We start from the raw sequence: 23,254 nt of genomic DNA on the forward strand, positions 1-23,254 counted from the left end.
ATCATGGATAACAATCAACCACCGAATATGATGCCATATCAAATGCCATACCAACAGCCTATGATGCCGCCGAATCCCTATTATCAACAACAAAATCCATATCAAATGCCGTATCAGCAAGGGGCGCCGTTTGGACCGCAATATACGTCTATGCCAAATCCAAATATGATGCCAATGGATAATAATATGCCGCCGCTCGTGCAAGGAGAGGAAGATTGTGGGTGCGGGGGAGAGAGTAGGCTATATAGTCCGCAACCTGGAGGGCCACAATACGCGAATCCTTTATATTATCAACCAACTCAATCCGCATATGCACCACAGCCTGGAACGATGTATTATCAACCAGATCCGCCAAATGTATTTGGGGAGCCAGTTTCAGAAGAAGAGGATGAAGAAGAAGTCTAAAAAAGGTGGGATTATTCCCACCTTTTTTGTATGTAGATTCGTTCTGAAAACGGAAGATTTACACCAAATGTTAGAAAATCCCCAGTGAAATATTAACAGTGTAAAAACCTTCTCTGTTACTCATCATAAGAGGGAGCTTTTCAGAAGAGAAGCTCATTCTAACAGAGGGGGTTTTTGTATTGAATACGAAAGTAAAAGTGATTGCTGCTTCTTTGTTAGTTACCAGTGCATTAGCTGCATGTGGTACACCAAAAGATAATAATGCAATGGATGGACGTAACTACAATTACGAACGTACATCTTATAATGATACACACCAGTATCGTGATAATGTAACGCGTAACGATCGTTATACAGATTATGTAACATATAGAAATGGTCGTAACGATACAGGATATAACAATTATTACCGTGATGTAAATTACAACGGTCAAATTGCGAATCCGCATCCAACTCGTAATATTACAATGAACAATTCATACATTAACAATGATGGTAAGACAGCAGAAAGAATTACAAATCGTGTGAAACGTATGAATAACGTAGACCGCGTATCTACAGTTGTATATGGAAACGATGTGGCGATTGCAGTAAAACCGCGTAATCCAGTATCGAATGAAACGGCACTTGCAAACGAAGTTCGTCAAGCCGTTGCAAATGAAGTTGGAAACAGAAATGTGTACGTCTCTGTAAGAAATGACATGTTTACTCGTGTCGATGCAATGAGTACACGCCTACGTAATGGTACAGTTACAAACGATTTTAATCGCGATATAACAAATATGTTCCGAGACATTCGTTACGGTTTAACTGGTACTATGCGATAGCAAAATAAAGGAGGAAGGGGGATCCCTTCCTCCTATTCATCGTCGTCTTGTAAACGACGCTTTTTAATAAAATAACTAATGGAGTAAGAAGCTAAAAAGCATATGAAGAAAATACTACCTGTTAGAATAGCTTCAAACAGAGGTCTTTCTGGACTGAAAATGATATAAATAATGGCTATAATAGTTCCTACAATAAAAGAACGTAAAATAATTTTGTAATAAGGAGTTAACTTTATTTCTTTTTCGTTTTCTTCTACATCGATAGAAACGCTTAACTGTAAATAACTAAGTACTATACTTGTAAGAATAAATAATAACCACAAGGGAGATTTCGTAATTTGATCCATTCCTTCAGTGAATCCGATATAGCCTAAAATTCCAATTATACCAAGTGATTGAAAAAGGAAGGCAATACGTACGTTTTTTAATGTTTGAAGAATAAGACGCTCATCTTTTATTTTTTTCACAATATCCATCTCCTGTTTATTATGATTTCGCTGTTATATTGATTGTAACATATATATTGCATTTATCAATTTATAGCTTACATAAATTCTGTTTGGGTGAAAGAGGAAATATTTTTTTTATAAACATGTTGCACTTATACTTTATTAATGTTATATTAGAAAAGCGATGAGCTAATTTACGTAAGACGAGAGATATGCTTAAGTGCTAAACACGCGAATGTGGTCGCCTGGTCTCTCGCCGTAAACGCATCAAGACGCCTGCTTTGCAGGCGTCTTTCATTTTATATGAATATAATGGGAAGAATGGAGGAATCCAATCTTCCCTTTTTTGTTGAAATAAAAGTCGGAAAATAAAGTTATTTACAAGTGTATATGAAAGGGTTACTATTTAATGGTAATATATTACATGTTTTTTAGATATAAAAGGTTGGGATGAATAGGATATGGAGAATTTTGAATGTAGAAATACAGAAGTTGTATTAGAGAAATTTCAGGTCGTAACACCTATATTTCAGGCGTTGGGAGATGAGAATCGTCAGCAAATTATTATGCTGTTGTTAGAAAACAAACAGATGAATGTAACGCAAATAACAGATAGAATGGGGATTTCTAGACCAGCTGTTTCGCATCATTTGAAAATTTTAAGACAAGCAGAACTAATTGTAGCGAATCGAAATGGAAAAGAAATTTTTTATTCTATAATAGCTGGAGAATTTTTAAAACAGGTGAAGGATTTACTCCAAGCAATAGAGTCAAATTATTAATTTTTTTTAACTAACATGTAAACAAGTTTAAACTTTTAAACTTGTTTGTGTGAAAGGGGTAATAAAAATGAACAGAATAAATCGTATGTATGTAATTATGTTATTTGTTCCTTTGTTTTGGGGTGGGTCTTTTGCAACAGCAGAGCATGTTATTACTGAAATTCCACCGATTACTGCGGCAACAATTCGTTTTGGTTTAGCAGGTTGTATTTTAATAGGCATAGTTTTTATGAAATCTGAGTGGAATACAAGTTTGTTATTAAAGAATTGGAAAGGGCTGTTCTTTGTATCGTTAACAGGTATTTTTGGCTATAATGTTTTTTTCTTTATGGGACTTAACTATACTTCTACTCTGAATGGATCGCTTATTATTGCTACAATGCCTGTTTTTGTAACATTGGGAGCAACATTATTTTTTAAAGAGTCTTGGAGTATAAAAGTCGGAATAAGTTTAATTTTGTCCCTTATCGGTGTAATAGTTGTTATTACAAGTGGTTCAATGAATACACTTATGTCTTTGTCATTTAATAAGGGGGATTTTTTATTTATAGCTGCTTTAATCTGTGGGGTGTTATATAGCTTAACAGGAAAAAAAGTTATGAGTGGTGTCTCCCCTTTGTTAACTACAATGAGTATGACGGTATTGGGTACTGTGTTTTTAGCAGGCCTTTCTCTATATGAAGATGGATGGGGAAAGGTTGGGACGTTTTCTTTACAGGGATGGATAGAAATGTTGTATATGGGCATATGTGGGACGTTAGTTGGATATATCGTGTTTAATAAAGGAGTAGAAGAGCTAGGTGCAAGCAAAGCAAGTATGTATTTAAATCTAACTCCTATTGTGGCTACTGGTATATCAGTTGTCTTATATGGAGCAGCTGTTACGTGGCAACAAATAGTTGGGATGATAATCGTATTAATTGGTGTTTATATAGTGACGGTACAATCAAATAAAGATATAAAAAAGCTTTCACGTAATCAATACGTTTCAAAATAGGTAGAAATCATTGGACTCTATAAGTCTTAATGAGAGCAATCTATGGATTAGGGATAAAACCCCCATTTCCGGAAAAACTACTAATGAAAGTTTGATCTTGCCTAAAAGAGGTGAACGGAAATGAAATGGATACTGATTGCAGTACAAGCTTTCGTTATGATATTTTGCTTAGCTTATGAGACGAGTGCGAGGGCGGAAGGGCCAGTACCAAAAGTGACAGAGAAAGACCCTCAAGTTACAATTTTATTAGAGCGTATGTATGTTGATGGAGAAGTAAGTGAAGAAATCTTTACAGAAAAAGTGGTGGATTTAGAAAAGTTTTTACAGCAGTATAAAGAATGGCAGCTCGTTGATCGTGATGATGTACAAATCGTATTACAAAAGAAAGTTGATGATATTTCTCCGTTATTAAAGACTAGCGGTTATTTTGGCGTGTCAGAGGAAGGGATATTACAAATTTTTAAAGGTGTACCGAAAAGTGATAATGCGATTCATTCCTTCTTTCAAATTGATATGAAAAAGCTTGAGAGTTATGAGCGTGCGAAATTGAAGCGTGGTATTCGCATTAAATCAAAAGAAGGTTTTGTGAAGACGATTGAAAAAATGAAGCAATACGCAGTGCAAAATAAGAAAAAAAGCAGCTCATGGTGAGCTGCTTTTTTCTTATTTATTTTTAGCTAAAATTTCTTTTGCGATTTCATCAATTAGCATATCTTTTCCGATAGGATTGAAAGCTTTCGTATTGAAGATTTCATTTGATACTTCATATACATGATTGTTTTTTACTGCTTTATTGTCTTTCCAAACGGCACTATTTTTGTAGTCTTCGTAAACCTTATCAGCTTCGCCGCCAAAGTTTACAATAAACATTTGATCAGGTTGGAATGCAACAAGACCTTCTAGCGATACTTGCGCCATCGTTTGTTTTAAATCTGTACCTTTTGTTGCTGGAAGTTTTAAGTCGTTAAAGATGATGTCGCCGTACCCGAAGCTACCGTATACACGGAAGTTTTGTGGTGTAACTGCGACGAACATAAAGTTCTCATCTTTTGTTTTCTCTTTAATCTTTTTAGATAAAGAATCTGCTTTTTTATCGTAGTCTGCAATCCATTTGTCTGCTTTCTTTTCTTCGTCAAATAGTTTACCTACTTCTTTAAATTTACCACGCCAATCTTCTAAGTTTGTTTCTAGAACTACTGTCGGTGCAACCTTTTCTAATTGATCATAAATCTTCAATTGACGATTATTTAAAATAATTAAGTCTGGTTTTAAAGCAGTAACAGCTTCTAAATCAACTTTAGGTGCCCAGTACCAACCTACTGCTTTTACTCCATCTAGTTTTTCTGTTAAATGCTTTTGGATTTTATCTTTATATGTATTTGCTGTACCAACAGGTTTATGTCCAAGAAGTAATAATTCTTCTGTTGATCCAGATAAGTCAACAATTCTCTTTGGATTTACTGGAATTGTAGATTCCCCTTTAGCATGTTTTACAACTTTTGTTTTCGGTTGTTCTTTTGCTTTTGATTCTTCTTTTTGAGAAGAACAGCCAACGATAGAAAGAACAACTAGCATAATAGTAAATAAAATAAATAGTTTACGTTTCATCCTGATGTAACCCCTTTAATTAGTATTGATAATCATTATCGACCTCTGTATATTAAGGTGCTTTACACTTTCTGTCAATGGAAAATAACAGAAGTTTCAAATAGAGAACATTTGTTGGGGCAGTCTCGCTTTTCTATCATTAAATATGTTAAAATGGAATACATGATTTAAGAGGGAGAGATCGTATTTTGTTTGAATATGTTACAGGTTACGTGGAGCATGTAGGACCGGAATATGTAGTAATTGACCATAATGGAATTGGTTATCAAATTTTTACACCGAATCCGTATGTATTTCAAAGAAGTAAGCAAGAAATCCGTGTCTATACATATCATTATGTGAGAGAAGATATTATGGCACTTTACGGTTTTAAAACACGTGAAGAGCGTTTATTATTTACAAAGTTGTTAGGTGTGTCTGGTATTGGGCCAAAAGGCGCTCTTGCAATTTTAGCTTCTGGTCAAACAGGACAGGTCGTTCAAGCGATTGAACATGAAGATGAGAAGTTTTTAGTGAAATTCCCGGGCGTCGGAAAGAAAACAGCGCGCCAAATGATTTTAGATTTAAAAGGAAAACTAGCTGATGTCGTGCCAGATGCATTTGTTGATTTATTCTCAGACGCAGAACGTTTTGATGAGAAAAAAGGTTCATCGGCTGAGCTTGATGAGGCGCTGGAAGCTCTGCGCGCACTTGGATATGCGGAACGAGAAGTTTCTCGCGTTGTACCAGAGCTATTAAAAGAATCATTAACGACGGATCAGTATATTAAAAAGGCACTTAGTCTTTTACTAAATGGTAAGAGGTGAGTATAATGGACGAACGTCTCCTTTCAGGGGAATCTGCATATGAAGATGCAGATTTAGAATATTCATTACGGCCACAGACGCTCCGTCAGTATATTGGCCAAGATAAAGCGAAACATAATTTAGAGGTGTTTATTGAAGCGGCGAAAATGCGTGAGGAAACGTTAGATCACGTGCTTTTATATGGACCACCGGGTCTTGGTAAAACGACGCTTGCGAATATTATTGCAAATGAAATGGGCGTAAATGTTAGAACTACTTCAGGTCCAGCAATTGAAAGGCCGGGAGATTTAGCAGCTGTATTAACAGCACTTCAGCCAGGGGATGTATTATTTATTGATGAAATTCATCGTTTGCATAGATCAATTGAAGAAGTACTATATCCTGCGATGGAAGACTTCTGCCTTGATATTGTAATTGGAAAAGGACCGTCAGCACGATCTGTACGTTTAGATTTACCGCCATTTACATTAGTTGGAGCGACAACACGTGCTGGGGCATTATCAGCGCCGCTTCGTGACCGTTTCGGTGTGCTTTCAAGATTAGAGTATTACACAGTAGATCAGCTTTCTGCAATTGTTGAACGTACAGCAGAAGTGTTCGAAGTTGAAATTGATTCGTTAGCCGCACTAGAAATTGCAAGACGTGCTCGTGGTACACCTCGTATTGCGAATCGTTTATTACGACGTGTACGTGATTTCGCACAAGTTCGTGGTAACGGAACGGTTACGATGGAAATTACACAAATGGCGTTAGAACTACTGCAAGTAGATAAATTGGGTCTAGATCATATTGATCATAAATTATTGCTTGGTATTATTGAAAAATTCCGTGGTGGCCCAGTTGGACTAGAAACGGTTTCGGCAACGATTGGAGAAGAATCTCATACGATTGAAGATGTGTATGAGCCATATTTATTACAAATTGGCTTTTTACAACGAACGCCAAGGGGCCGAATTGTAACGCCACTTGCATATGAGCATTTCGGAATGGAGATGCCAAAAGTATGACGGAGATGCCAAAATTGCTTATTACAGCAGGTATCTTACTTATTGTTGTTGGATTAGCTTGGAAGTTCATTGGAAGACTTCCAGGCGATATTTTTGTGAAAAAAGGAAACGTTACCTTTTATTTTCCTATCATTACATGTATTGTGTTAAGTATTGTATTATCTTTTATTATGTATATAATAAATCGATTTAAATAAGAAATAGGTGGATATAGTTATGGATATTAATCTGTTTGATTTTCATTTACCAGAAGAACTTATTGCACAAGTCCCATTAGAAGATCGTGAAACATCAAGATTAATGGTGTTAGACCGTGAAACAGGTGATATTGAGCATAAACATTTTACGGATATTCTTTCTTACTTACATGAGGGGGATTGCTTAGTTTTAAATGAAACGAAAGTAATGCCTGCTCGTTTGCACGGTGTGAAAGAAGATACAGGCGCGCACATTGAAGTACTTCTTCTAAAGCAAGAGGAAGGTGATAAGTGGGAAACGCTTGTTAAGCCAGCGAAACGTGTGAAAGAAGGAACTGTTATCTCTTTTGGCGAAGGGAAATTAAAAGCAACTTGTATTGGAACTGCAGATCAAGGTGGACGTCAGCTTGAATTTTCATATGACGGCATCTTCTATGAAATTTTAGATGAACTTGGAGAAATGCCACTTCCTCCATATATTAAAGAGACGCTAGAAGATCGCGATCGCTATCAAACGGTATATGCGAAAGAAATCGGTTCAGCAGCAGCGCCGACAGCAGGACTTCACTTTACAGAAGAGTTACTGGAGAAATTAAAACAAAAAGGCGTTGAGTTAGCATTTATTACACTTCACGTAGGGCTTGGAACATTTAGACCAGTTTCTGCTGATACGATTGAAGAACACCATATGCACGCAGAATATTACCATATGTCTGAAGAGACAGCGACATTATTAAATCGTGTGAAAGAGAATGGTGGGCGTATTATTACGGTAGGTACGACATCAACTCGTACGTTAGAAACAATTGCGACAGATCATGACGGCAAGCTTTGTGCTGCTTCTGGCTGGACAGACATTTTTATGTATCCAGGTTATGAATTTAAAGCAATTGATGGTTTAATTACAAACTTCCATTTACCGAAATCAACATTAATCATGCTTGTAAGTGCATTTGCAAATAGAGATAATGTACTTCATGCTTATAATGAAGCAGTAAAAGAAAAATATCGTTTCTTTAGCTTCGGTGATGCAATGTTCGTTGCATCTCACGCTAAAATGGGAAACAAATAAAAGGAGTAAATTATGACAGCAATTCGTTATGAATTTATTAAAACTTGTAAACAAACGGGTGCCCGTTTAGGACGTGTACATACGCCGCACGGTTCATTTGATACGCCGACATTTATGCCAGTTGGTACACTTGCAACAGTTAAGACAATGTCACCAGAAGAATTAAAAGCAATGGATTCTGGCATTATTTTAAGTAATACGTATCATTTATGGTTACGTCCAGGTCATGAAATTGTACGCGAAGCAGGTGGTTTGCATAAATTTATGAACTGGGATCGTGCCATTCTAACAGACTCTGGTGGTTTCCAAGTATTTAGCTTAAGTGACTTCCGCCGTATTGAAGAAGAAGGTGTTCATTTCCGTAATCACTTGAATGGAGATAAATTATTCTTATCACCAGAAAAAGCTATGGAAATTCAAAATGCATTAGGTTCAGATATTATGATGGCATTTGATGAGTGTCCACCATTCCCAGCTACTTTTGAATATATGAAGAAATCTGTAGAACGTACAAGCCGCTGGGCAGAGCGTTGCTTAAAAGCACATGAACGTCCACAAGATCAAGGTTTATTCGGTATTGTACAGGGCGGAGAGTTTGAAGAACTTCGTCGTCAAAGTGCGAAAGATCTTGTTTCAATGGACTTCCCTGGCTATGCTATAGGTGGTCTATCTGTTGGTGAACCAAAGGATATTATGAATCGTGTCCTTGAGTTTACAACACCACTTCTTCCAGACGATAAACCACGTTACTTAATGGGCGTAGGTTCTCCTGACTCATTAATTGATGGTGCAATTCGCGGTGTTGATATGTTTGACTGTGTACTTCCAACTCGTATCGCTCGAAATGGTACATGTATGACAAGTGAAGGTCGCCTTGTTGTGAAAAATGCGAAATTCGCAAGAGACTTCGGTCCGCTTGATCCAAATTGTGATTGCTACACATGTAAAAATTACTCTCGCGCGTACATTCGTCATTTAATGAAATGTGATGAAACGTTCGGAATTCGTTTAACGTCTTATCACAACCTTCATTTTCTGTTAAACTTAATGGAGCAGGTGAGACAAGCTATTCGTGAAGACCGTCTTGGCGATTTCCGCGAAGAGTTCTTTGAACAGTATGGCTTTAATAAACCGAATGCTAAAAACTTCTAATACATAATTTAAAAGGAGGAACAAAAGATGAATCCAGGTATGATGAATATCGTTATGATCGTTGCGATGTTTGCGATTTTCTATTTCTTATTAATTCGCCCGCAACAAAAGCGTCAAAAAGCAGTTGCTCAAATGCAAAGTGAGTTATCAAAAGGTGATGCTATCGTAACAATCGGTGGTTTACACGGTACAATCGAATCAGTAGATGAAACGAAAATTGTTGTTAAATCTGGTGGTTCACATTTAACTTTCGATCGCAATGCGATTCGTGAAGTTGTGAAAAACTAATGAGGAAGGCCCTGCATGAAATGTGCAGGGCCTTTTTTAGTTGTTTTGTTTTGACATATTTACACCGAAAATACCACCGAGTGTACTCGCACCCATTAATGCTAATTGGTAAAGTAACTGTGGGTTCGATAAAGTTTGAGAGAAGCCTAAATAGTTAACTAGAAAAACAAGTATAGTGAATGTAAGTCCTGTTGTGAATCCTACTAGCCAACCTTTTCCTTGGGCTTTCTTGCCGGCGGTAAATCCAGATATGAGCATAGATAAAAGAGCTAGTATAAAAATAGTAACGGCTAATGTCCCTTCGTTCATATCTGTAAATTTCAATAAAAGAGCCATAACCATGCTAGTAATTGTTGCAAGAATTAATAGGGTAACGATACCGAAGCCAATCGCAGTTGATAATTTTTTTGTTCCATCCATTTATACATTCCCCCTTTTTAATACAAGCATATTTTCCTTTTGCCTAAGTTAGACTAGTTTCTTTTTTATAGGGGAATCTATAGGTAAAAAAGGAGATGCAGAAATGGAATGGGTATCGGTAATTGGCCGGACGATGCTTTTGTATATCATTATATTAATTATTTTTCGTTTTATGGGTAAACGTGAAATAGGAGAATTAAGTGTATTAGATTTAGTCGTATTCATTATGCTTGGCGAAATGGCTGTAGTGGCAATTGAAAATACCGATAAATCACTTTGGCATCAATTAGTTCCGATGATTTTTCTTATGTGTATACAGATCATTTTGTCTGTCATTTCTTTAAAGTTTCAACGCTTTCGGCATTTAATAGAAGGGGAACCAGCGATCATTATTAATGCGGGAAAAATTGACGAAAAAAAGATGAAAAACCAGCGATATAATATAGATGATTTAATGATGCAACTAAGGGAACAGGGAGTTGGAGACATCCGGGATGTAGAATACGCTATTTTAGAACCGTCTGGGAAGTTATCTGTCTTTCAAAAACGAAAAGGTCAAGAGGATGCATTGCAGTTTACTCTTCCTCTTGTTATTGATGGAGAAATTCAATCTAGTCATTTGCAAATGATTGAACATACAGATGAGTGGCTCGTTGGAAAATTAAAAAACTTAGGATATAACGATGTAACACAAATTTTATACTGTAGCTTTCAAAACGGACAATTTTTTGTTGATTTGAAAGAAAACTAGAGGCTTACTATATGAAATAGTAAGCCTGTTTACTTCAAAAATGAAAGTTTTCGAATGATAGGTAGACGACTTAACTCTTCTTTTCGAATGAGCTTGAAAATGAAAAGGAGCACAATATAAACGAGTGTTGTTAAAGTGATTTCCCATAATGTTTGTATGCCAAGTGAATGAGAGAAAATTATATACTTATGAAGGTAAAAACCGAATGAGCCTGCGATACCGATGGCAAGTCCGCCAAAAATATAGTCTTTTGCGTAAATGGTAAATGTAATTTTCTTTAAAACAGTAGCATAATGAAGAAATGTTACTGTTACTATATTTGCTGCAATTGCAAGGGCAACCCCCATCATTTGAAACTCTGGCCGTGAAGCTAGTACAAAAATAACGATTAATTTCACGATGGCACCAATAAACGTATTCATCATGGCAGCACGTGCTAAATTTAAAGCTTGCAAAACAGAGGTAAGCGGACTTTGAAAATAATGAAATAAAAAGCAAGGTGCAAGAAGCTGGATGAATGCTGTTGCACTATCCGATCCATACATAAGAGTTAAAATAGGTGAAGCGAATACGTATAATATAACGACAGACCATCCACCGGTAATTAATGAAATTCGAAGTGCTTGTTGTAAGCGGTGTTCCACTAATTTATGTTGCCTTTTAGCCATCGCTTCACTAATAGATGGAACGAGTGCTGTAGAAAGAGCATATGTAATAAAGGCTGGCAGTGATAAGAGCGGGAAGGCATAACCATTTAATATACCGTATTGCTGGGTTGCGACAGAGGCAGCAACGCCAGCAATCGCTAAGCTTTGCATAACGACAATAGGTTCAAAAAAGTATGAAACGGAGCCGATTAAACGACTTCCTGTAGTTGGAAGAGCGATATCCATAAGAGAATAAAATGTCCCTTTGCTTTCCTTTACAGTAGTGAAAAATCCAGAGCGTATAGATAAATGTTTTTCACGCTGGAATAAAGTAAGTAAAAATAATAATGATGCAACTTCACCTAGAACAGCTGATAACATAGCGCCGGCTGCTGCATATTCTACGCCGTAAGGTAAAAATAATTGAATGCATATAGCAATAATCGTAATGCGGACAACTTGTTCTATGACTTGGGCGTAAGCGCTAGGTTTCATATTTTGTTTCCCCTGAAAGTAACCGCGTAAAACAGAAGACACAGCTATAACAGGAACGACAGGTAAAATAGCCATTAATGGATAGTACGTTCTCTCATCGGTTAATAATGTTTTTGCTAAAATAGGTGTGAGGAGCATAATCCCAATTGTTAAAATGATACTAATAACGGATGTAACAGCTAATGATACTGTTAATATTTTTTTAACTCTTTGTTTATCGTTCACAGCTTCCGCTTCTGCTACAAATTTTGCGATTGCGACAGGAAGGCCGATTTGTGTTAATGTAATTGCTAGAATGAATGTAGGAACGGCCATCATATAAAGGCCAACGCCTTCTTCTCCTAAAATACGTGCCATTACAATCCGGTTAATAAATCCAAGGATTTTGGTAATAAAGCCGGCTATCATTAAAATAAATGCGCCTTTTAAAAAGCTTTGTCTCGTCATGTTCTTCTCCTACCTTCTCAAAATCAGTGGAATGATTTACAATAATTTATATGCACGTACGAGACAAGAATGACAAGCATTTAAGAGAGTAAAGTATGATAGTGCTCTTGAAAGTAGTTATTGCTGTCCATTAGAGCGGGATTAAAAGCGACTTTTCGTGCGAAATAAGAAGGAGATGTTATGTATGTTAGATAAAGAGGCTTTGGTAGAATCATACCGCGGACAGTTACAAGTCGTTTTAGAAAGTAAAGTAGAAGAGTTCCACATGTTCGGTTACGACCGAGTGACAGATGATGACATTTGGAAGTTTCTCAAAGTGAAAAAGTGGAAAAAGATAGACAGTGATGTTAGATTGTATGAATTAGTAAATGATGTATTAAGAGTAAGTGCTAATGAGTATATGACATATTTAACTGTTGAAGCGTACCAAGCGCCACTTTGGTCATTTGATGAATATGAAAATAAATAACCGACTGCAATTGGTTTGTTCTTCCTTTTGCAGTATAATGATAGGTATTGATAATGAGGAAATAATTATGTCTAAGATTATATATAAAGGGGGTAGTGAAGAGAGAAAATAAATAATGAAAGTGTAGGTATTGTGAAAAACTTACCGACACAGCTAGTGATGAACTAGCAAAATTATAGAAAGGAAGTCTACTAACTAGACGTATGCACACGTGTAAAAGTGAATCGTAAGAGATTTATTTAAAGTGTTAGTAGCAGAAAGAGGGTACATATGGCAAAGCGTGGTACGAGAATTGCCGCCTTTTTCCTCATCGTTCTATTAATCGGTGGAGTAATTGGTGCGGCAGGAAAAGACATAGCAAAAGGAATTAGTCTAGGACTAGACCTTCGCGGTGGTTTTGAAATTCTGTATGAAGTAAAACCAGCCAAAAAAGGTGATAAAATTGACCGAGAGGCACTTGTAAGTACAGTAGGTGCTCTTGAAAATCGTGTCAATGTTCTCGGTGTAAGTGAGCCGAACATTCAAATCGAAGGGCAAGATCGAATTCGTGTACAGCTTGCTGGTGTACAAGATCAGCAAAAAGCACGTGAGATGTTGTCAACGCAAGCAAAATTAACATTCCGTGATGTAGATGACAATCTACTTATGGATGGAACGGATTTAAAAGGCGGCGGAGCGAAGCAAACGTTTGATGAGCAAGGGCGTGCGAGCGTAGGTCTTACACTAAAAAGCGCTGAAAAATTCCGTGAAGTAACTGAAAAAATTTCAAAAATGCCACCACCAACGAACTTAATGGTAATTTGGCTTGATTTTGAAGAAGGAAAAGATTCGTATAAAGCAGAATCTGCAAAACCGAATCCGAAGTTCTTATCAGCAGCAACAGTAAGTCAAGTATTTAACCAAGCTGAAGTATCTATCGTAGGTGGAAACTTCACAGTTGAAAGTGCGAAACAACTTTCATCTTTATTAAATGCAGGTGCACTTCCTGTTGATTTAAAAGAAATGTATTCAACATCAGTTGGAGCGAAATTTGGTCAACAAGCGTTAGAGCAAACGATTTTCGCTAGTGCGATTGGTATCGCTCTTATTTTCTTATTTATGCTTGTATTCTACCGTTTACCAGGAATTGTAGCGGTTATTATGTTAGGTCTATACATTTTCGTTACATTACTTGTCTTTAACTGGATGCATGCAGTCCTTACGTTGCCAGGTATTGCGGCGTTAGTGCTCGGGGTAGGTATCGCAGTTGATGCGAATATTATTACGTACGAGAGACTGAAAGAAGAACTGAAAATTGGTAAGTCAATGATGTCAGCGTTCCGTGCTGGTAACCATCGTTCATTAGCAACAATTTTAGATGCAAACGTTACGACTCTTGCAGCAGCTGGTGTGTTATTCGTTTATGGTAATAGCTCTGTAAAAGGATTCGCAACAAGTTTAATCGTAAGTATTTTAGTTGGTTTCGTTACGAACGTATTCGGTACTCGTTTCTTACTAAGTTTACTTGTAAAGAGTCGTTACTTCGATAAAAAACCAGGATACTTTGGTGTGAAACAAAAGGATATTATTCCATTAACAAAAGGTGTAGTACATCCACCGACAAGATTTGATCGTATTAACTTCGTAAATATCGGTCATAAATTCCTTGTTTTCTCGATTGTAGTTGTAATTGCAGGTGCAATTATACTACCAATTTTCAAATTGAATCTTGGTATTGACTTTGCGAGTGGTACACGAATTGACTTGCAATCAAAACAAGCAGTTACTGTGTCTGATGTGCATAAAGATTTTAAAGAATTGAACATTGAAGTGAAGGAAGAAAATATTGTACCGACTGGAGATGACAATAAAGGATTTGCAGTTCGTACATTAGGTGTTCTATCAAAAGATGAAATTGCAAAAACAAAAACATTCTTCCACGATAAATACGGTACAGATCCAAACGTGAGTACAGTTTCACCGACAATCGGTAAAGAAATTGCACGAAATGCATTTATCGCAGTATTAATTGCTTCTGCGGTTATCATTTTATACGTAAGTATTCGATTCCGATTTACGTACGCATTATCTGCAGTACTTGCATTATTACATGACGCATTTGTTATGATTGTTATATTTAGTATTTTCCAGTTAGAGGTAGACTTAACGTTTATCGCTGCGGTATTAACAATCATCGGTTATTCTATTAATGACTCAATTGTTACGTTTGATAGAAACCGTGAATTATACAAACAGAAAAAACGAGTTCGCGATATAAAAGACTTAGAAGAAATCGTAAATGCAAGTATTCGCCAAACACTTGGTCGTTCGATTAACACCGTATTAACAGTGTTATTCCCAGTAATTGCGTTACTTATCTTCGGTAGTGAGTCACTACGTAACTTCTCGTTTGCGTTACTTGTTGGATTAGTTGTAGGTACGTACTCTTCTGTTTTCGTTGCTTCTCAAATTTGGTTAATGCTTGAAAACCGTCGTTTGAAAAAGGGTAAAAACAAGAAGAAGGTTGAGAAAGTAGAATCTGAACCGCAAGTATAAAAAAGATGATGTCTCTTTATGAGGCATCTCTTTTTTCGTTTGTGGATACAATAAGATAGAAACTTTAAAATGAAAAAATGGAAGAAAGTGGTGACGTTATCGCTGTTTTTGTTACAATAAAAAGATAGGTTAAGAAAAGAAGGGATTTTAATTATGGAAAAAGATGAACGTTTTAAACAGGCCGAGTTTGGTGCTATTGTCGGGATCGTTGGTAATATTATATTAGCGATTGTAAAGGCGGTAATTGGTTATATTGGGAACAGTAAAGCGCTATTAGCGGATGCCGTGCATTCTGCATCAGATGTAATTGGTTCGCTAGCTGTACTGTTTGGATTGCGAGCAGCAAAGCAGCCGCCTGATGAAGATCATCCATATGGTCATGGTAAAGCGGAATCGATTTCAGCGATTATTGTTGCGGTATTATTATTTATTGTGGGAATCGAGATAGCGATTTCGTCTATAAAAGCTTTTTCGCAGGAACTAGAACCACCGAAAGCAATTACGATTTTTGCTGTTGTTCTTTCGATTATCGTGAAAGAAGGAATGTTTCAATATAAATTCCGATTAGGGAAAAGGGTAAATAGTGATGCAATTATTGCAAATGCATATGAGCACCGTTCGGATGTATTTTCTTCAATTGCAGCTTTAATCGGTATTTGTGCAGCGATTATGGGTGGTAAGTTCGGATTAGATTGGCTTGTATATGCTGATCCAATTGCAGGGTTATTTGTTTCGCTTCTTGTTGCAAAAATGGCGTGGAGTATTGGAGCAGAAGCAATTCATGCAACGCTTGATCATGTTCTTCATGAGGAAGATGTTATTCCGCTTAGAGAAGCAGTACTTCAAATAGATGGTGTGAAAAAAATCGGTTCTTTATATGCAAGGGAGCATGGTCATTACGTTATTGTTGATATTAAAGTTTCAGTAGATCCGTACATTACTGTAGAAGAAGGGCATCGCATTGGAAAGCATGTGAAAGAAACGCTTATGAAACAAGATAACGTACAAAATGTATTTGTACATATAAATCCGTATTCTCCAAATTAAACATTATTAACATTTTAGTATATAGATATTGCATCGTAGTTTGCATTATATTGTCACCCCTTAATCTGTCTTGTATAATGAACAGGTTAAGGGGTGATTTCGTGTTACAACCGAAGACGCGTTGGAAAGAAAAAGAATATAATGGCGAGCGAGTGAGTGAATTAGCAAGTAAATTACAATTATCACCACTTGTCGTTTCGTTATTCCTCGGTAGAGGACTAGATACTGAAGATAAGATTTTAGATTTTTTAAATACAGAAAATCAAGAATTTCATGATCCATTTTTATTGGAAGGAATGGATAGAACGGTAGAACGTGTAAATAAGGCGATTCAAAATGGAGAGCAAATATTAATATTTGGTGACTACGATGCGGACGGAGTAAGTAGTACGACTGTGTTATATCTTGCCTTGCAAGAATTAGGTGCAGATGTAGAATTTTATATTCCAAACCGTTTTACAGAAGGTTATGGACCAAACGAAGAAGCATTTCGTTGGGCGCATAGCGCAGGATTCTCGCTAATTATTACTGTCGATACTGGTATCGCAGCAGTACATGAAGCGAAGGTAGCGAAGGAGCTTGGAGTAGATCTTATTATTACAGATCACCATGAGCCACCACCAGAATTGCCAGAAGCACTTGCGATTATTCATCCGAAATTAGATGGCGGTGTGTATCCATTTCACTATTTAGCTGGTGTAGGTGTTGCGTTTAAAGTTGCGCATGCACTACTGGGCCGTGTACCAGAACATTTATTAGAAATTGCGGTAATTGGTACGGTAGCCGATTTAGTATCACTTCATGGTGAGAATAGATTGCTAGTGAAACGCGGCTTAAAACATATGCGTATGACGAAAAATATCGGACTAAAGGCGCTATTTAAAGTTGCTAACGTTTCACAAAGTGAAATTACAGAAGAGAGTATTGGCTTCTCAATCGCACCGCGTATTAATGCAGTTGGCCGTTTAGAAGATGCAGCACCTGCTGTACATCTTTTATTATCAGATGATCCAGAAGAAGCGAAAGAGCTGGCTGAAGAAATTGATGAGCTGAACAAACTGCGAAAAGATATTGTAAAGCAAATTACAGAAGAAGCTATCGCTGAAGTGGAAACTAATTTCACGCCTGAAGAAAATAAAGTATTAGTGCTTGCAAAAGAAGGCTGGAATCCAGGTGTAATTGGAATTGTTGCTTCTAAATTAGTTGAACGTTTTTATCGTCCAACGATTGTATTAAGCATTGATCCTGTAAAAGAAACTGCAAAAGGTTCAGCACGTAGTATTGCAGGATTCGATTTGTTTGCAAACTTGTCAGATTGTAGAGAGCTATTGCCACACTTCGGAGGACATCCGATGGCAGCGGGAATGACGCTACATATGAATGATGTAGATGAATTACGCCGTCGCTTAAATGAGCAAGCAGAGGTAATTTTAACAGAAGAAGATTTTATTCCGATTACAGCTGTTGATGCTTTTTGTAAAGTGGAGGACGTAACACTTGCAGCGATTGAAGATATGCAAAAGTTGGCGCCGTTTGGTGTTGGAAATCCGAAACCACGTATTGCAGTGAAGGATGCAGAGCTAGAAAGTATTCGTGCAATCGGATCAGACGGTTCTCATTTGAAAATGGCTCTTCGCGATGGACAGGCAACACTGGATACAATCGGATTTGGTTTTGGTGCGTATGCGAAAGAAATTTCTCCAGTTGCAAAGGTATCTGTAATAGGGGAAGCGTCTATCAATGAATGGAATAATTTTAAGAAGCCGCAATTAATGGTACAAGATATTGCTGTAGACGCATGGCAATTATTTGATTGGCGTAGTATGCGTAACGTAGAATCAAATTTAGCAGAACTTCCAAAAGAAAAAATAACAATGGTGTATTTTTCTGAAGAGGTATTGCATAAATTTTCTTTAGAAGACTATAAAGAGCATATTATGCATGCATCAGAAGTAACTGAGTTAAATGATCAATACATCGTGTTACTTGATTTACCAAAAGGAACAGATGAATTACGAGATCTATTTAAAGTTGGGTTCCCGTCGCGAATTTATACACTATTTTATCAAGAGAATAATCATTTATTTAGTACTGTTCCAACGAGAGAACACTTTAAATGGTACTATTCGTTCTTGAGCCAAAAAGCACCATTTTCTTTAAGACAATATGGAGAACAACTATGTCGTCATAAAGGTTGGTCAAAAGATACAGTAAATTTCATGACACAGGTGTTTTTTGAGTTAGAATTTGTTACAATAAAAGATGGCGTCATTTTTATGGCAGACAAAAAACAAAAGCGTGATTTAATTGAATCGAACACATATCGTGAGAAAATGAACCACTTACAATTAGAAAAAGAATTGGTTTATAGCACATATCAGCAACTATATACATGGTTTGAAACGATTCGTAATCATAAAGAAGTAGAACAGTTAGGGTAAAGGATTTGTATTTACAAACCTTTTAGATCTGAGGAGGATTCAGAAATATGGATTTCAAGCAACATATCGCAATTGTACCGGATTATCCAAAAGAAGGTATTGTGTTTAAAGACATTACACCGTTAATGAATGACGGTAAAGCATACAAAGCAGCAACAGATGCAATCGTTGAGTATGCAAAAGATAGAGATATCGATGTTGTAGTAGGACCAGAAGCTCGTGGCTTTATTATCGGTTGCCCAGTTTCTTACGCATTAGAAGTAGGATTTGCGCCGGTTCGTAAATTAGGAAAATTACCACGTGAAGTAATTACAGTTGACTACGGTAAAGAATATGGTAAAGATGTTTTAACAATCCATAAAGATGCAATTAAGCCAGGTCAACGCGTATTAATTACAGATGACCTATTAGCTACTGGTGGAACAATTGAAGCGACAATTAAGCTAGTTGAAGAACTAGGCGGAGTTGTAGCAGGAATTGCATTCTTAGTAGAGCTTACTTACTTAGATGGTCGTAAAATGTTAGATGGTTACGATGTATTAGTATTAGAAAAATACTAATCACTATATAGTAAAACTACGGTGATAAAAAGTACCCGTGAATCTCTTGGAGAGGAGCGGGTACTTTTGTATAATTGAACAAAAAATTATGGTGAAATGTCAGTAAAATCTTTTCCTTTTCACAATTCACAATCATTGGGTTATAATGATAGAATATAATTTATTCTATTTAATAAAGATAAAGTCAATTTTCAATAAAAGGTGATTCGATGGCAAATGAGCAGGTACTAACAGCTGAACAGGTACTCGAGAAAGCAAGTCAATATTTAGTGGATGAAGATATTGAGCTAGTGGCACGTGCCTATGAATATGCACGAGATGCGCATAGCGAACAATACAGAAAATCGGGTGAACCGTACATTATTCATCCAATTCAAGTTGCAGGTATTTTAGTTGATTTACACATGGATCCAGCTACAGTATCAGCAGGTTTCTTACATGATGTAGTGGAAGATACAGAGATTACACTAGAAGATATTGAACGGGAATTTAACAAAGAGATTGCTATGCTTGTCGATGGTGTGACAAAGCTCGGAAAGATTAAATATAAATCTCATGAGCAACAACAAGCAGAAAACCATCGCAAAATGTTTATTGCAATGGCTCAAGATATTCGAGTTATTTTAATTAAACTAGCTGATCGTCTTCATAACATGCGTACATTGAAACATTTGCCTCAAGAGAAGCAGCGTCGCATAGCGAATGAAACGTTAGAAATCTTTGCACCTTTAGCACATAGGCTCGGAATTAGTACTATTAAATGGGAGCTAGAGGATACGTCACTTCGCTATTTAAATCCACAGCAATATTATCGTATTGTAAATTTAATGAAGCGTAAACGTGCAGAACGTGAAGAGTATTTAGACGAAGTAATGACTGGTATTCGTGAGAAATTAGACGAAGTTGCAATTCAACCTGAAATTTCTGGAAGACCAAAACATATTTACAGTATTTATCGTAAAATGGCACTGCAAAACAAGCAGTTTAATGAAATTTACGATTTATTAGCTGTACGTGTCGTTGTAAATAGTATTAAAGATTGTTATGCAGTGCTTGGAATTATTCATACGTGTTGGAAGCCGATGCCAGGTCGTTTTAAAGATTATATTGCGATGCCGAAAGCGAATCTATATCAATCTCTTCATACGACTGTAATTGGGCCGAAAGGTGATCCACTTGAGGTGCAAATTCGTACGAAAGAAATGCACGAAATTGCAGAATTCGGGATCGCGGCACACTGGGCGTATAAAGAAGGAAAAACAGCAGAAACAACAGGTACATTAGAGAAGAAACTCACATGGTTCCGTCAAATTTTAGAATGGCAAAATGAAGCTTCGAATGCAGAAGAATTTATGGAGTCATTAAAAATTGATTTATTCTCTGATATGGTATTCGTCTTTACACCGAAAGGCGATGTAATGGAATTACCACTTGGATCTGTTCCGATTGATTTCGCGTATCGTGTCCATTCGGAAATTGGAAATAAAACAATTGGTGCAAAAGTAAACGGAAAAATGGTGACGCTTGATTATAAATTAAAAACAGGTGACATCATTGAAATTTTAACATCGAAACATTCGTATGGGCCAAGTCAAGATTGGGTAAAACTTGCTCAAACATCTCATGCTAAAAATAAAATTCGTCAATTCTTTAAGAAGCAACGTAGAGATGAAAATATTGAAAAAGGCCGTGAACTTGTTGAAAAAGAAGTACGTGGTCTAGAGTATGAAATGAAAGAAGTGTTAGCTCCTGACAATTTAAAACGTGTTGCTGAGAAGTTCAATTTTGCAAATGAAGAAGATATGTTTGCAGCAGTTGGATATAGCGGAATTACAGCGTCACAAATTGTTACGAGACTAACGGACAAGTTCCGTAAGCAACGTGAAGAAGAAGAAATTGTGGAAGTTAAAGAAGTTCGTAAACCGATGAAAATTCGAAAATGGGATTCTGGCGTTAAAGTAAGTGGTGCGGATAATTTATTAATTCGCTTATCAAAATGCTGTAACCCAGTACCGGGTGATGATATCGTTGGGTATATTACGAAAGGCCGAGGCGTATCGATTCACCGCCGTGATTGTGTAAATGTTCATACAGAAGAAGCTGTAGAACGATTATTAGAAGTAGAGTGGGAAGGTAGCCCTGAAAAAGAAATTGAGTATAACGTTGATATTGAAATTTCAGGTTACGATCGCCGTGGTTTATTGAATGAAGTATTGCAAGCTGTTACAGAGACGAAAACGTACATTTCAGCTGTTTCTGGTAGAAGTGACCGTAATAAGATGGCGACAATTAATATGTCAATCTCGATTCGTAACTTACAACATTTGAAAAAAGTAGTAGAACGCATTAAACGTGTTCCAGAAATTTATGCAGTACGACGCATGATGCATTAATAGGGAGTGTAGAAAAGATGAGAGTTGTTTTACAACGATCAAAAGAAGCGTCTGTCACAGTAGACGATGAGATCGTAGGACAAATTCCGTTCGGTTTAACATTACTAGTTGGCATTACGCATGAAGATACAGAAAAAGATGCAACTTACATTGCAGAAAAAATTGCGAACTTACGTATTTTTGAAGATGAGAGCGGAAAGATGAACCATTCTGTACTTGATGTAGAAGGACAAGTTCTATCAATTTCGCAATTCACATTATACGGAGATTGCCGCAAGGGAAGACGTCCAAACTTTATGGATGCTGCAAAGCCTGACTATGCGGAGCGTTTATATGATTTCTTTAATGAGGAAGTTCGTAAGCAAGGATTGCATGTAGAAACAGGTAAGTTTGGAGCAATGATGGATGTTTCTTTAATCAATGATGGTCCGGTGACCTTAATTGTGGAAAGTAAATAGTGTTGCTTAAAAAGAGAGGATTATATAATCCTCTCTTTTTTATACATTGTTGTATGTTTTGTTCATTTATCCTGTTATATGTGGGAATCGGGCTACCCGTAAAAGCCTGATTAAAGTTTCACTTTATCATAGGATTAATTTAAAGGGAATAAAAGGGAAATAAGGTGTAGCATGCTTCAAGAATTCAATATAGCTTTACGCTTCGTGCTAGAGTTATGCATTCTTGGGATTGTTGGATACTGGGGATTGCGAGTAGGAAAAATACCAGCTATAAAAATTACACTTGCGATTATTATTGTTGTGAATCGAGTGTTAATGTTTATTTGGAATCAATAGATTAGGTCATTACTTATATAGTATAATGAAAAAAATGGTAAAAATATTTGAATGTATGTGTGATAAGGGGAGATAGTATATGAATTGGTCAGTCTTTAAAGATTTAAAATTTTTATTGCGATTTAGCTTAGCTATTCTTTTCAATGCATTAGGAATTACTTTCGCAGTATTAAGTTACGGTACTTGGGTAGTATTTGTAATGGCAGCGATGGTTGCAACATTCTTTATGATTCAAAGGGGTGCTTACTTATATAAGAGCGTTATGGAATAACGTTATTCATTTATATGTATAACCCTCTCATCAATATGGAACAATAAAAAGTAAAACATCCATATTGAATGTGAGGGATATACGTATGCGTATGAATGAAAAAGGGCATTCTGTTACAAATGGTGCAAATCAACTGTTTAACGTGAATTTTCATGATTTTATTTCAAAAGAGCAAGACAACACTTCAATGGAGCTTGCTTCTGAATTTGGCATTTCGCTTCAAGATGTTAAGCGTCTAAAGAAGCAAATTGAACGCTCTTAGAGTACTTGACAATCCTACTCAACAAACGTATAGTAATTTTATATTTACATATGAATATAACCGTTGATAGAGAAGAGTAAATGAGACACACATGGAAAGAGAAGAAATGTCTTAGGCTGAAAACATTTCTGC

Annotated in this window: 24 protein-coding genes, 2 pseudogenes and 1 other annotated feature (1 of these 27 cut by a window edge); of the genes and pseudogenes, 22 read left to right on the forward strand and 4 right to left on the reverse strand. The window is 36.6% G+C overall.

From position 1 onward, the window contains the following. Nucleotides 1-405, forward strand: a pseudogene (locus ACYVEC_RS25355) (peptigoglycan-binding protein LysM); the annotation flags it as partial. Nucleotides 406-584: 179 nt separating this feature from the next. Beyond that, nucleotides 585-1,232, forward strand: a complete 648-nt coding sequence (locus ACYVEC_RS25360; RefSeq protein WP_001093531.1) for a YhcN/YlaJ family sporulation lipoprotein — start codon at nt 585-587, stop codon at nt 1,230-1,232. 32 nt (nt 1,233-1,264) lie between these two features. On the opposite strand, the gene ACYVEC_RS25365 is transcribed toward ACYVEC_RS25360, so the two are convergent. After that, entirely contained in the window at nt 1,265-1,699 is a 435-nt protein-coding gene (locus tag ACYVEC_RS25365; RefSeq protein WP_063222841.1) for a hypothetical protein, read from the reverse strand. A gap of 443 nt (nt 1,700-2,142) precedes the next feature. Between ACYVEC_RS25365 and ACYVEC_RS25370 the strand changes: the two genes are divergently transcribed. The 3 genes from ACYVEC_RS25370 to ACYVEC_RS25380 all read left to right on the forward strand — a co-directional run bounded on the left by ACYVEC_RS25370 (nt 2,143) and on the right by ACYVEC_RS25380 (nt 4,111). After that, a complete protein-coding gene (locus tag ACYVEC_RS25370) occupies nt 2,143-2,463 on the forward strand; it encodes an ArsR/SmtB family transcription factor (protein WP_097951217.1) in 321 nt (106 codons plus the stop codon). A gap of 67 nt (nt 2,464-2,530) precedes the next feature. Then, nucleotides 2,531-3,460, forward strand: coding sequence for a DMT family transporter (locus tag ACYVEC_RS25375; protein WP_460508938.1), 930 nt, complete (start codon nt 2,531-2,533; stop codon nt 3,458-3,460). A 120-nt stretch (nt 3,461-3,580) separates the two neighbouring features. Then, nucleotides 3,581-4,111 (forward strand): BofC C-terminal domain-containing protein, encoded by a 531-nt coding sequence (locus ACYVEC_RS25380; RefSeq protein WP_063222844.1) that lies wholly within the window; start codon nt 3,581-3,583, stop codon nt 4,109-4,111. 12 nt (nt 4,112-4,123) lie between these two features. Here the strand turns inward: ACYVEC_RS25380 and ACYVEC_RS25385 are convergent, their stop codons facing one another. Further along, a complete protein-coding gene (locus tag ACYVEC_RS25385) occupies nt 4,124-5,068 on the reverse strand; it encodes an iron-hydroxamate ABC transporter substrate-binding protein (RefSeq protein ID WP_063222845.1) in 945 nt (314 codons plus the stop codon). 188 nt (nt 5,069-5,256) lie between these two features. Here ACYVEC_RS25385 and ruvA point away from each other — a divergent pair, with 188 nt between their 5' ends. Genes ruvA through yajC form a run of 6 tightly spaced genes read left to right on the forward strand, consistent with a single transcriptional unit; the run spans nt 5,257 to nt 9,590 of the window. Further along, nucleotides 5,257-5,874, forward strand: coding sequence for a Holliday junction DNA helicase RuvA (gene ruvA / locus ACYVEC_RS25390; protein WP_060632378.1), 618 nt, complete (start codon nt 5,257-5,259; stop codon nt 5,872-5,874). Between the two features lie 5 nt (nt 5,875-5,879). Further along, the gene (ruvB, locus tag ACYVEC_RS25395; protein WP_000344450.1) at nt 5,880-6,881 is read left to right on the forward strand and encodes a Holliday junction branch migration DNA helicase RuvB; all 1,002 of its coding nucleotides are present in this window, start codon (nt 5,880-5,882) and stop codon (nt 6,879-6,881) included. Continuing rightward, nucleotides 6,878-7,078 carry a DUF2905 domain-containing protein gene (locus ACYVEC_RS25400; RefSeq protein WP_000138162.1) on the forward strand — a complete coding sequence of 67 codons (201 nt, stop codon included), beginning with the start codon at nt 6,878-6,880 and terminating at the stop codon, nt 7,076-7,078. Before ruvB ends, ACYVEC_RS25400 begins: the two co-directional genes overlap by 4 nt. Nucleotides 7,079-7,097: 19 nt before the next feature. Continuing rightward, nucleotides 7,098-8,150, forward strand: coding sequence for a tRNA preQ1(34) S-adenosylmethionine ribosyltransferase-isomerase QueA (gene queA, locus ACYVEC_RS25405; RefSeq protein WP_063222846.1), 1,053 nt, complete (start codon nt 7,098-7,100; stop codon nt 8,148-8,150). Between the two features lie 12 nt (nt 8,151-8,162). Then, nucleotides 8,163-9,302, forward strand: a complete 1,140-nt coding sequence (gene tgt / locus ACYVEC_RS25410; RefSeq protein WP_000125368.1) for a tRNA guanosine(34) transglycosylase Tgt — start codon at nt 8,163-8,165, stop codon at nt 9,300-9,302. Nucleotides 9,303-9,329: 27 nt separating this feature from the next. Further along, nucleotides 9,330-9,590 carry a preprotein translocase subunit YajC gene (gene yajC / locus ACYVEC_RS25415; protein ID WP_063222847.1) on the forward strand — a complete coding sequence of 87 codons (261 nt, stop codon included), beginning with the start codon at nt 9,330-9,332 and terminating at the stop codon, nt 9,588-9,590. Between the two features lie 36 nt (nt 9,591-9,626). On the opposite strand, the gene ACYVEC_RS25420 is transcribed toward yajC, so the two are convergent. Beyond that, nucleotides 9,627-10,010 (reverse strand): TIGR04086 family membrane protein, encoded by a 384-nt coding sequence (locus ACYVEC_RS25420; RefSeq protein ID WP_063222848.1) that lies wholly within the window; start codon nt 10,008-10,010, stop codon nt 9,627-9,629. A gap of 103 nt (nt 10,011-10,113) precedes the next feature. Here ACYVEC_RS25420 and ACYVEC_RS25425 point away from each other — a divergent pair, with 103 nt between their 5' ends. Further along, a complete protein-coding gene (locus ACYVEC_RS25425; protein ID WP_063222849.1) occupies nt 10,114-10,761 on the forward strand; it encodes a DUF421 domain-containing protein in 648 nt (215 codons plus the stop codon). A 29-nt stretch (nt 10,762-10,790) separates the two neighbouring features. Here ACYVEC_RS25425 and spoVB read toward each other — a convergent pair whose 3' ends face one another. Continuing rightward, nucleotides 10,791-12,350, reverse strand: coding sequence for a stage V sporulation protein B (spoVB, locus tag ACYVEC_RS25430; RefSeq protein WP_063222850.1), 1,560 nt, complete (start codon nt 12,348-12,350; stop codon nt 10,791-10,793). 184 nt (nt 12,351-12,534) lie between these two features. Between spoVB and ACYVEC_RS25435 the strand changes: the two genes are divergently transcribed. The 10 genes and pseudogenes from ACYVEC_RS25435 to ACYVEC_RS25480 all read left to right on the forward strand — a co-directional run bounded on the left by ACYVEC_RS25435 (nt 12,535) and on the right by ACYVEC_RS25480 (nt 23,122). Further along, entirely contained in the window at nt 12,535-12,819 is a 285-nt protein-coding gene (locus tag ACYVEC_RS25435; RefSeq protein WP_000884549.1) for a post-transcriptional regulator, read from the forward strand. A gap of 270 nt (nt 12,820-13,089) precedes the next feature. Next, entirely contained in the window at nt 13,090-15,354 is a 2,265-nt protein-coding gene (secDF, locus tag ACYVEC_RS25440; protein WP_063222851.1) for a protein translocase subunit SecDF, read from the forward strand. Nucleotides 15,355-15,507: 153 nt separating this feature from the next. Continuing rightward, nucleotides 15,508-16,401 carry a cation diffusion facilitator family transporter gene (locus ACYVEC_RS25445; RefSeq protein ID WP_063222852.1) on the forward strand — a complete coding sequence of 298 codons (894 nt, stop codon included), beginning with the start codon at nt 15,508-15,510 and terminating at the stop codon, nt 16,399-16,401. A gap of 101 nt (nt 16,402-16,502) precedes the next feature. Continuing rightward, complete coding sequence (gene recJ, locus ACYVEC_RS25450; protein WP_063222853.1) at nt 16,503-18,842, forward strand: single-stranded-DNA-specific exonuclease RecJ; 2,340 nt, start codon at nt 16,503-16,505, stop codon at nt 18,840-18,842. Nucleotides 18,843-18,889: 47 nt separating this feature from the next. Beyond that, a complete protein-coding gene (locus ACYVEC_RS25455; RefSeq protein ID WP_000346213.1) occupies nt 18,890-19,402 on the forward strand; it encodes an adenine phosphoribosyltransferase in 513 nt (170 codons plus the stop codon). 209 nt (nt 19,403-19,611) lie between these two features. Next, the gene (gene relA, locus ACYVEC_RS25460; RefSeq protein ID WP_063222854.1) at nt 19,612-21,795 is read left to right on the forward strand and encodes a GTP diphosphokinase; all 2,184 of its coding nucleotides are present in this window, start codon (nt 19,612-19,614) and stop codon (nt 21,793-21,795) included. Between the two features lie 17 nt (nt 21,796-21,812). Further along, a complete protein-coding gene (locus ACYVEC_RS25465) occupies nt 21,813-22,253 on the forward strand; it encodes a D-tyrosyl-tRNA(Tyr) deacylase (protein WP_063222855.1) in 441 nt (146 codons plus the stop codon). Nucleotides 22,254-22,424: 171 nt separating this feature from the next. Continuing rightward, nucleotides 22,425-22,580: pseudogene (locus tag ACYVEC_RS25470) on the forward strand (DUF2568 domain-containing protein); the annotation flags it as partial. An 88-nt stretch (nt 22,581-22,668) separates the two neighbouring features. Continuing rightward, nucleotides 22,669-22,860, forward strand: coding sequence for a hypothetical protein (locus tag ACYVEC_RS25475; protein WP_063222857.1), 192 nt, complete (start codon nt 22,669-22,671; stop codon nt 22,858-22,860). 85 nt (nt 22,861-22,945) lie between these two features. Next, nucleotides 22,946-23,122 (forward strand): hypothetical protein, encoded by a 177-nt coding sequence (locus ACYVEC_RS25480; RefSeq protein WP_063222858.1) that lies wholly within the window; start codon nt 22,946-22,948, stop codon nt 23,120-23,122. A 54-nt stretch (nt 23,123-23,176) separates the two neighbouring features. Next, nucleotides 23,177-23,254: a binding site (T-box leader), on the forward strand (it continues 153 nt past the right edge of the window).

The organism is Bacillus sp. MN7755, assembly GCF_054771475.1.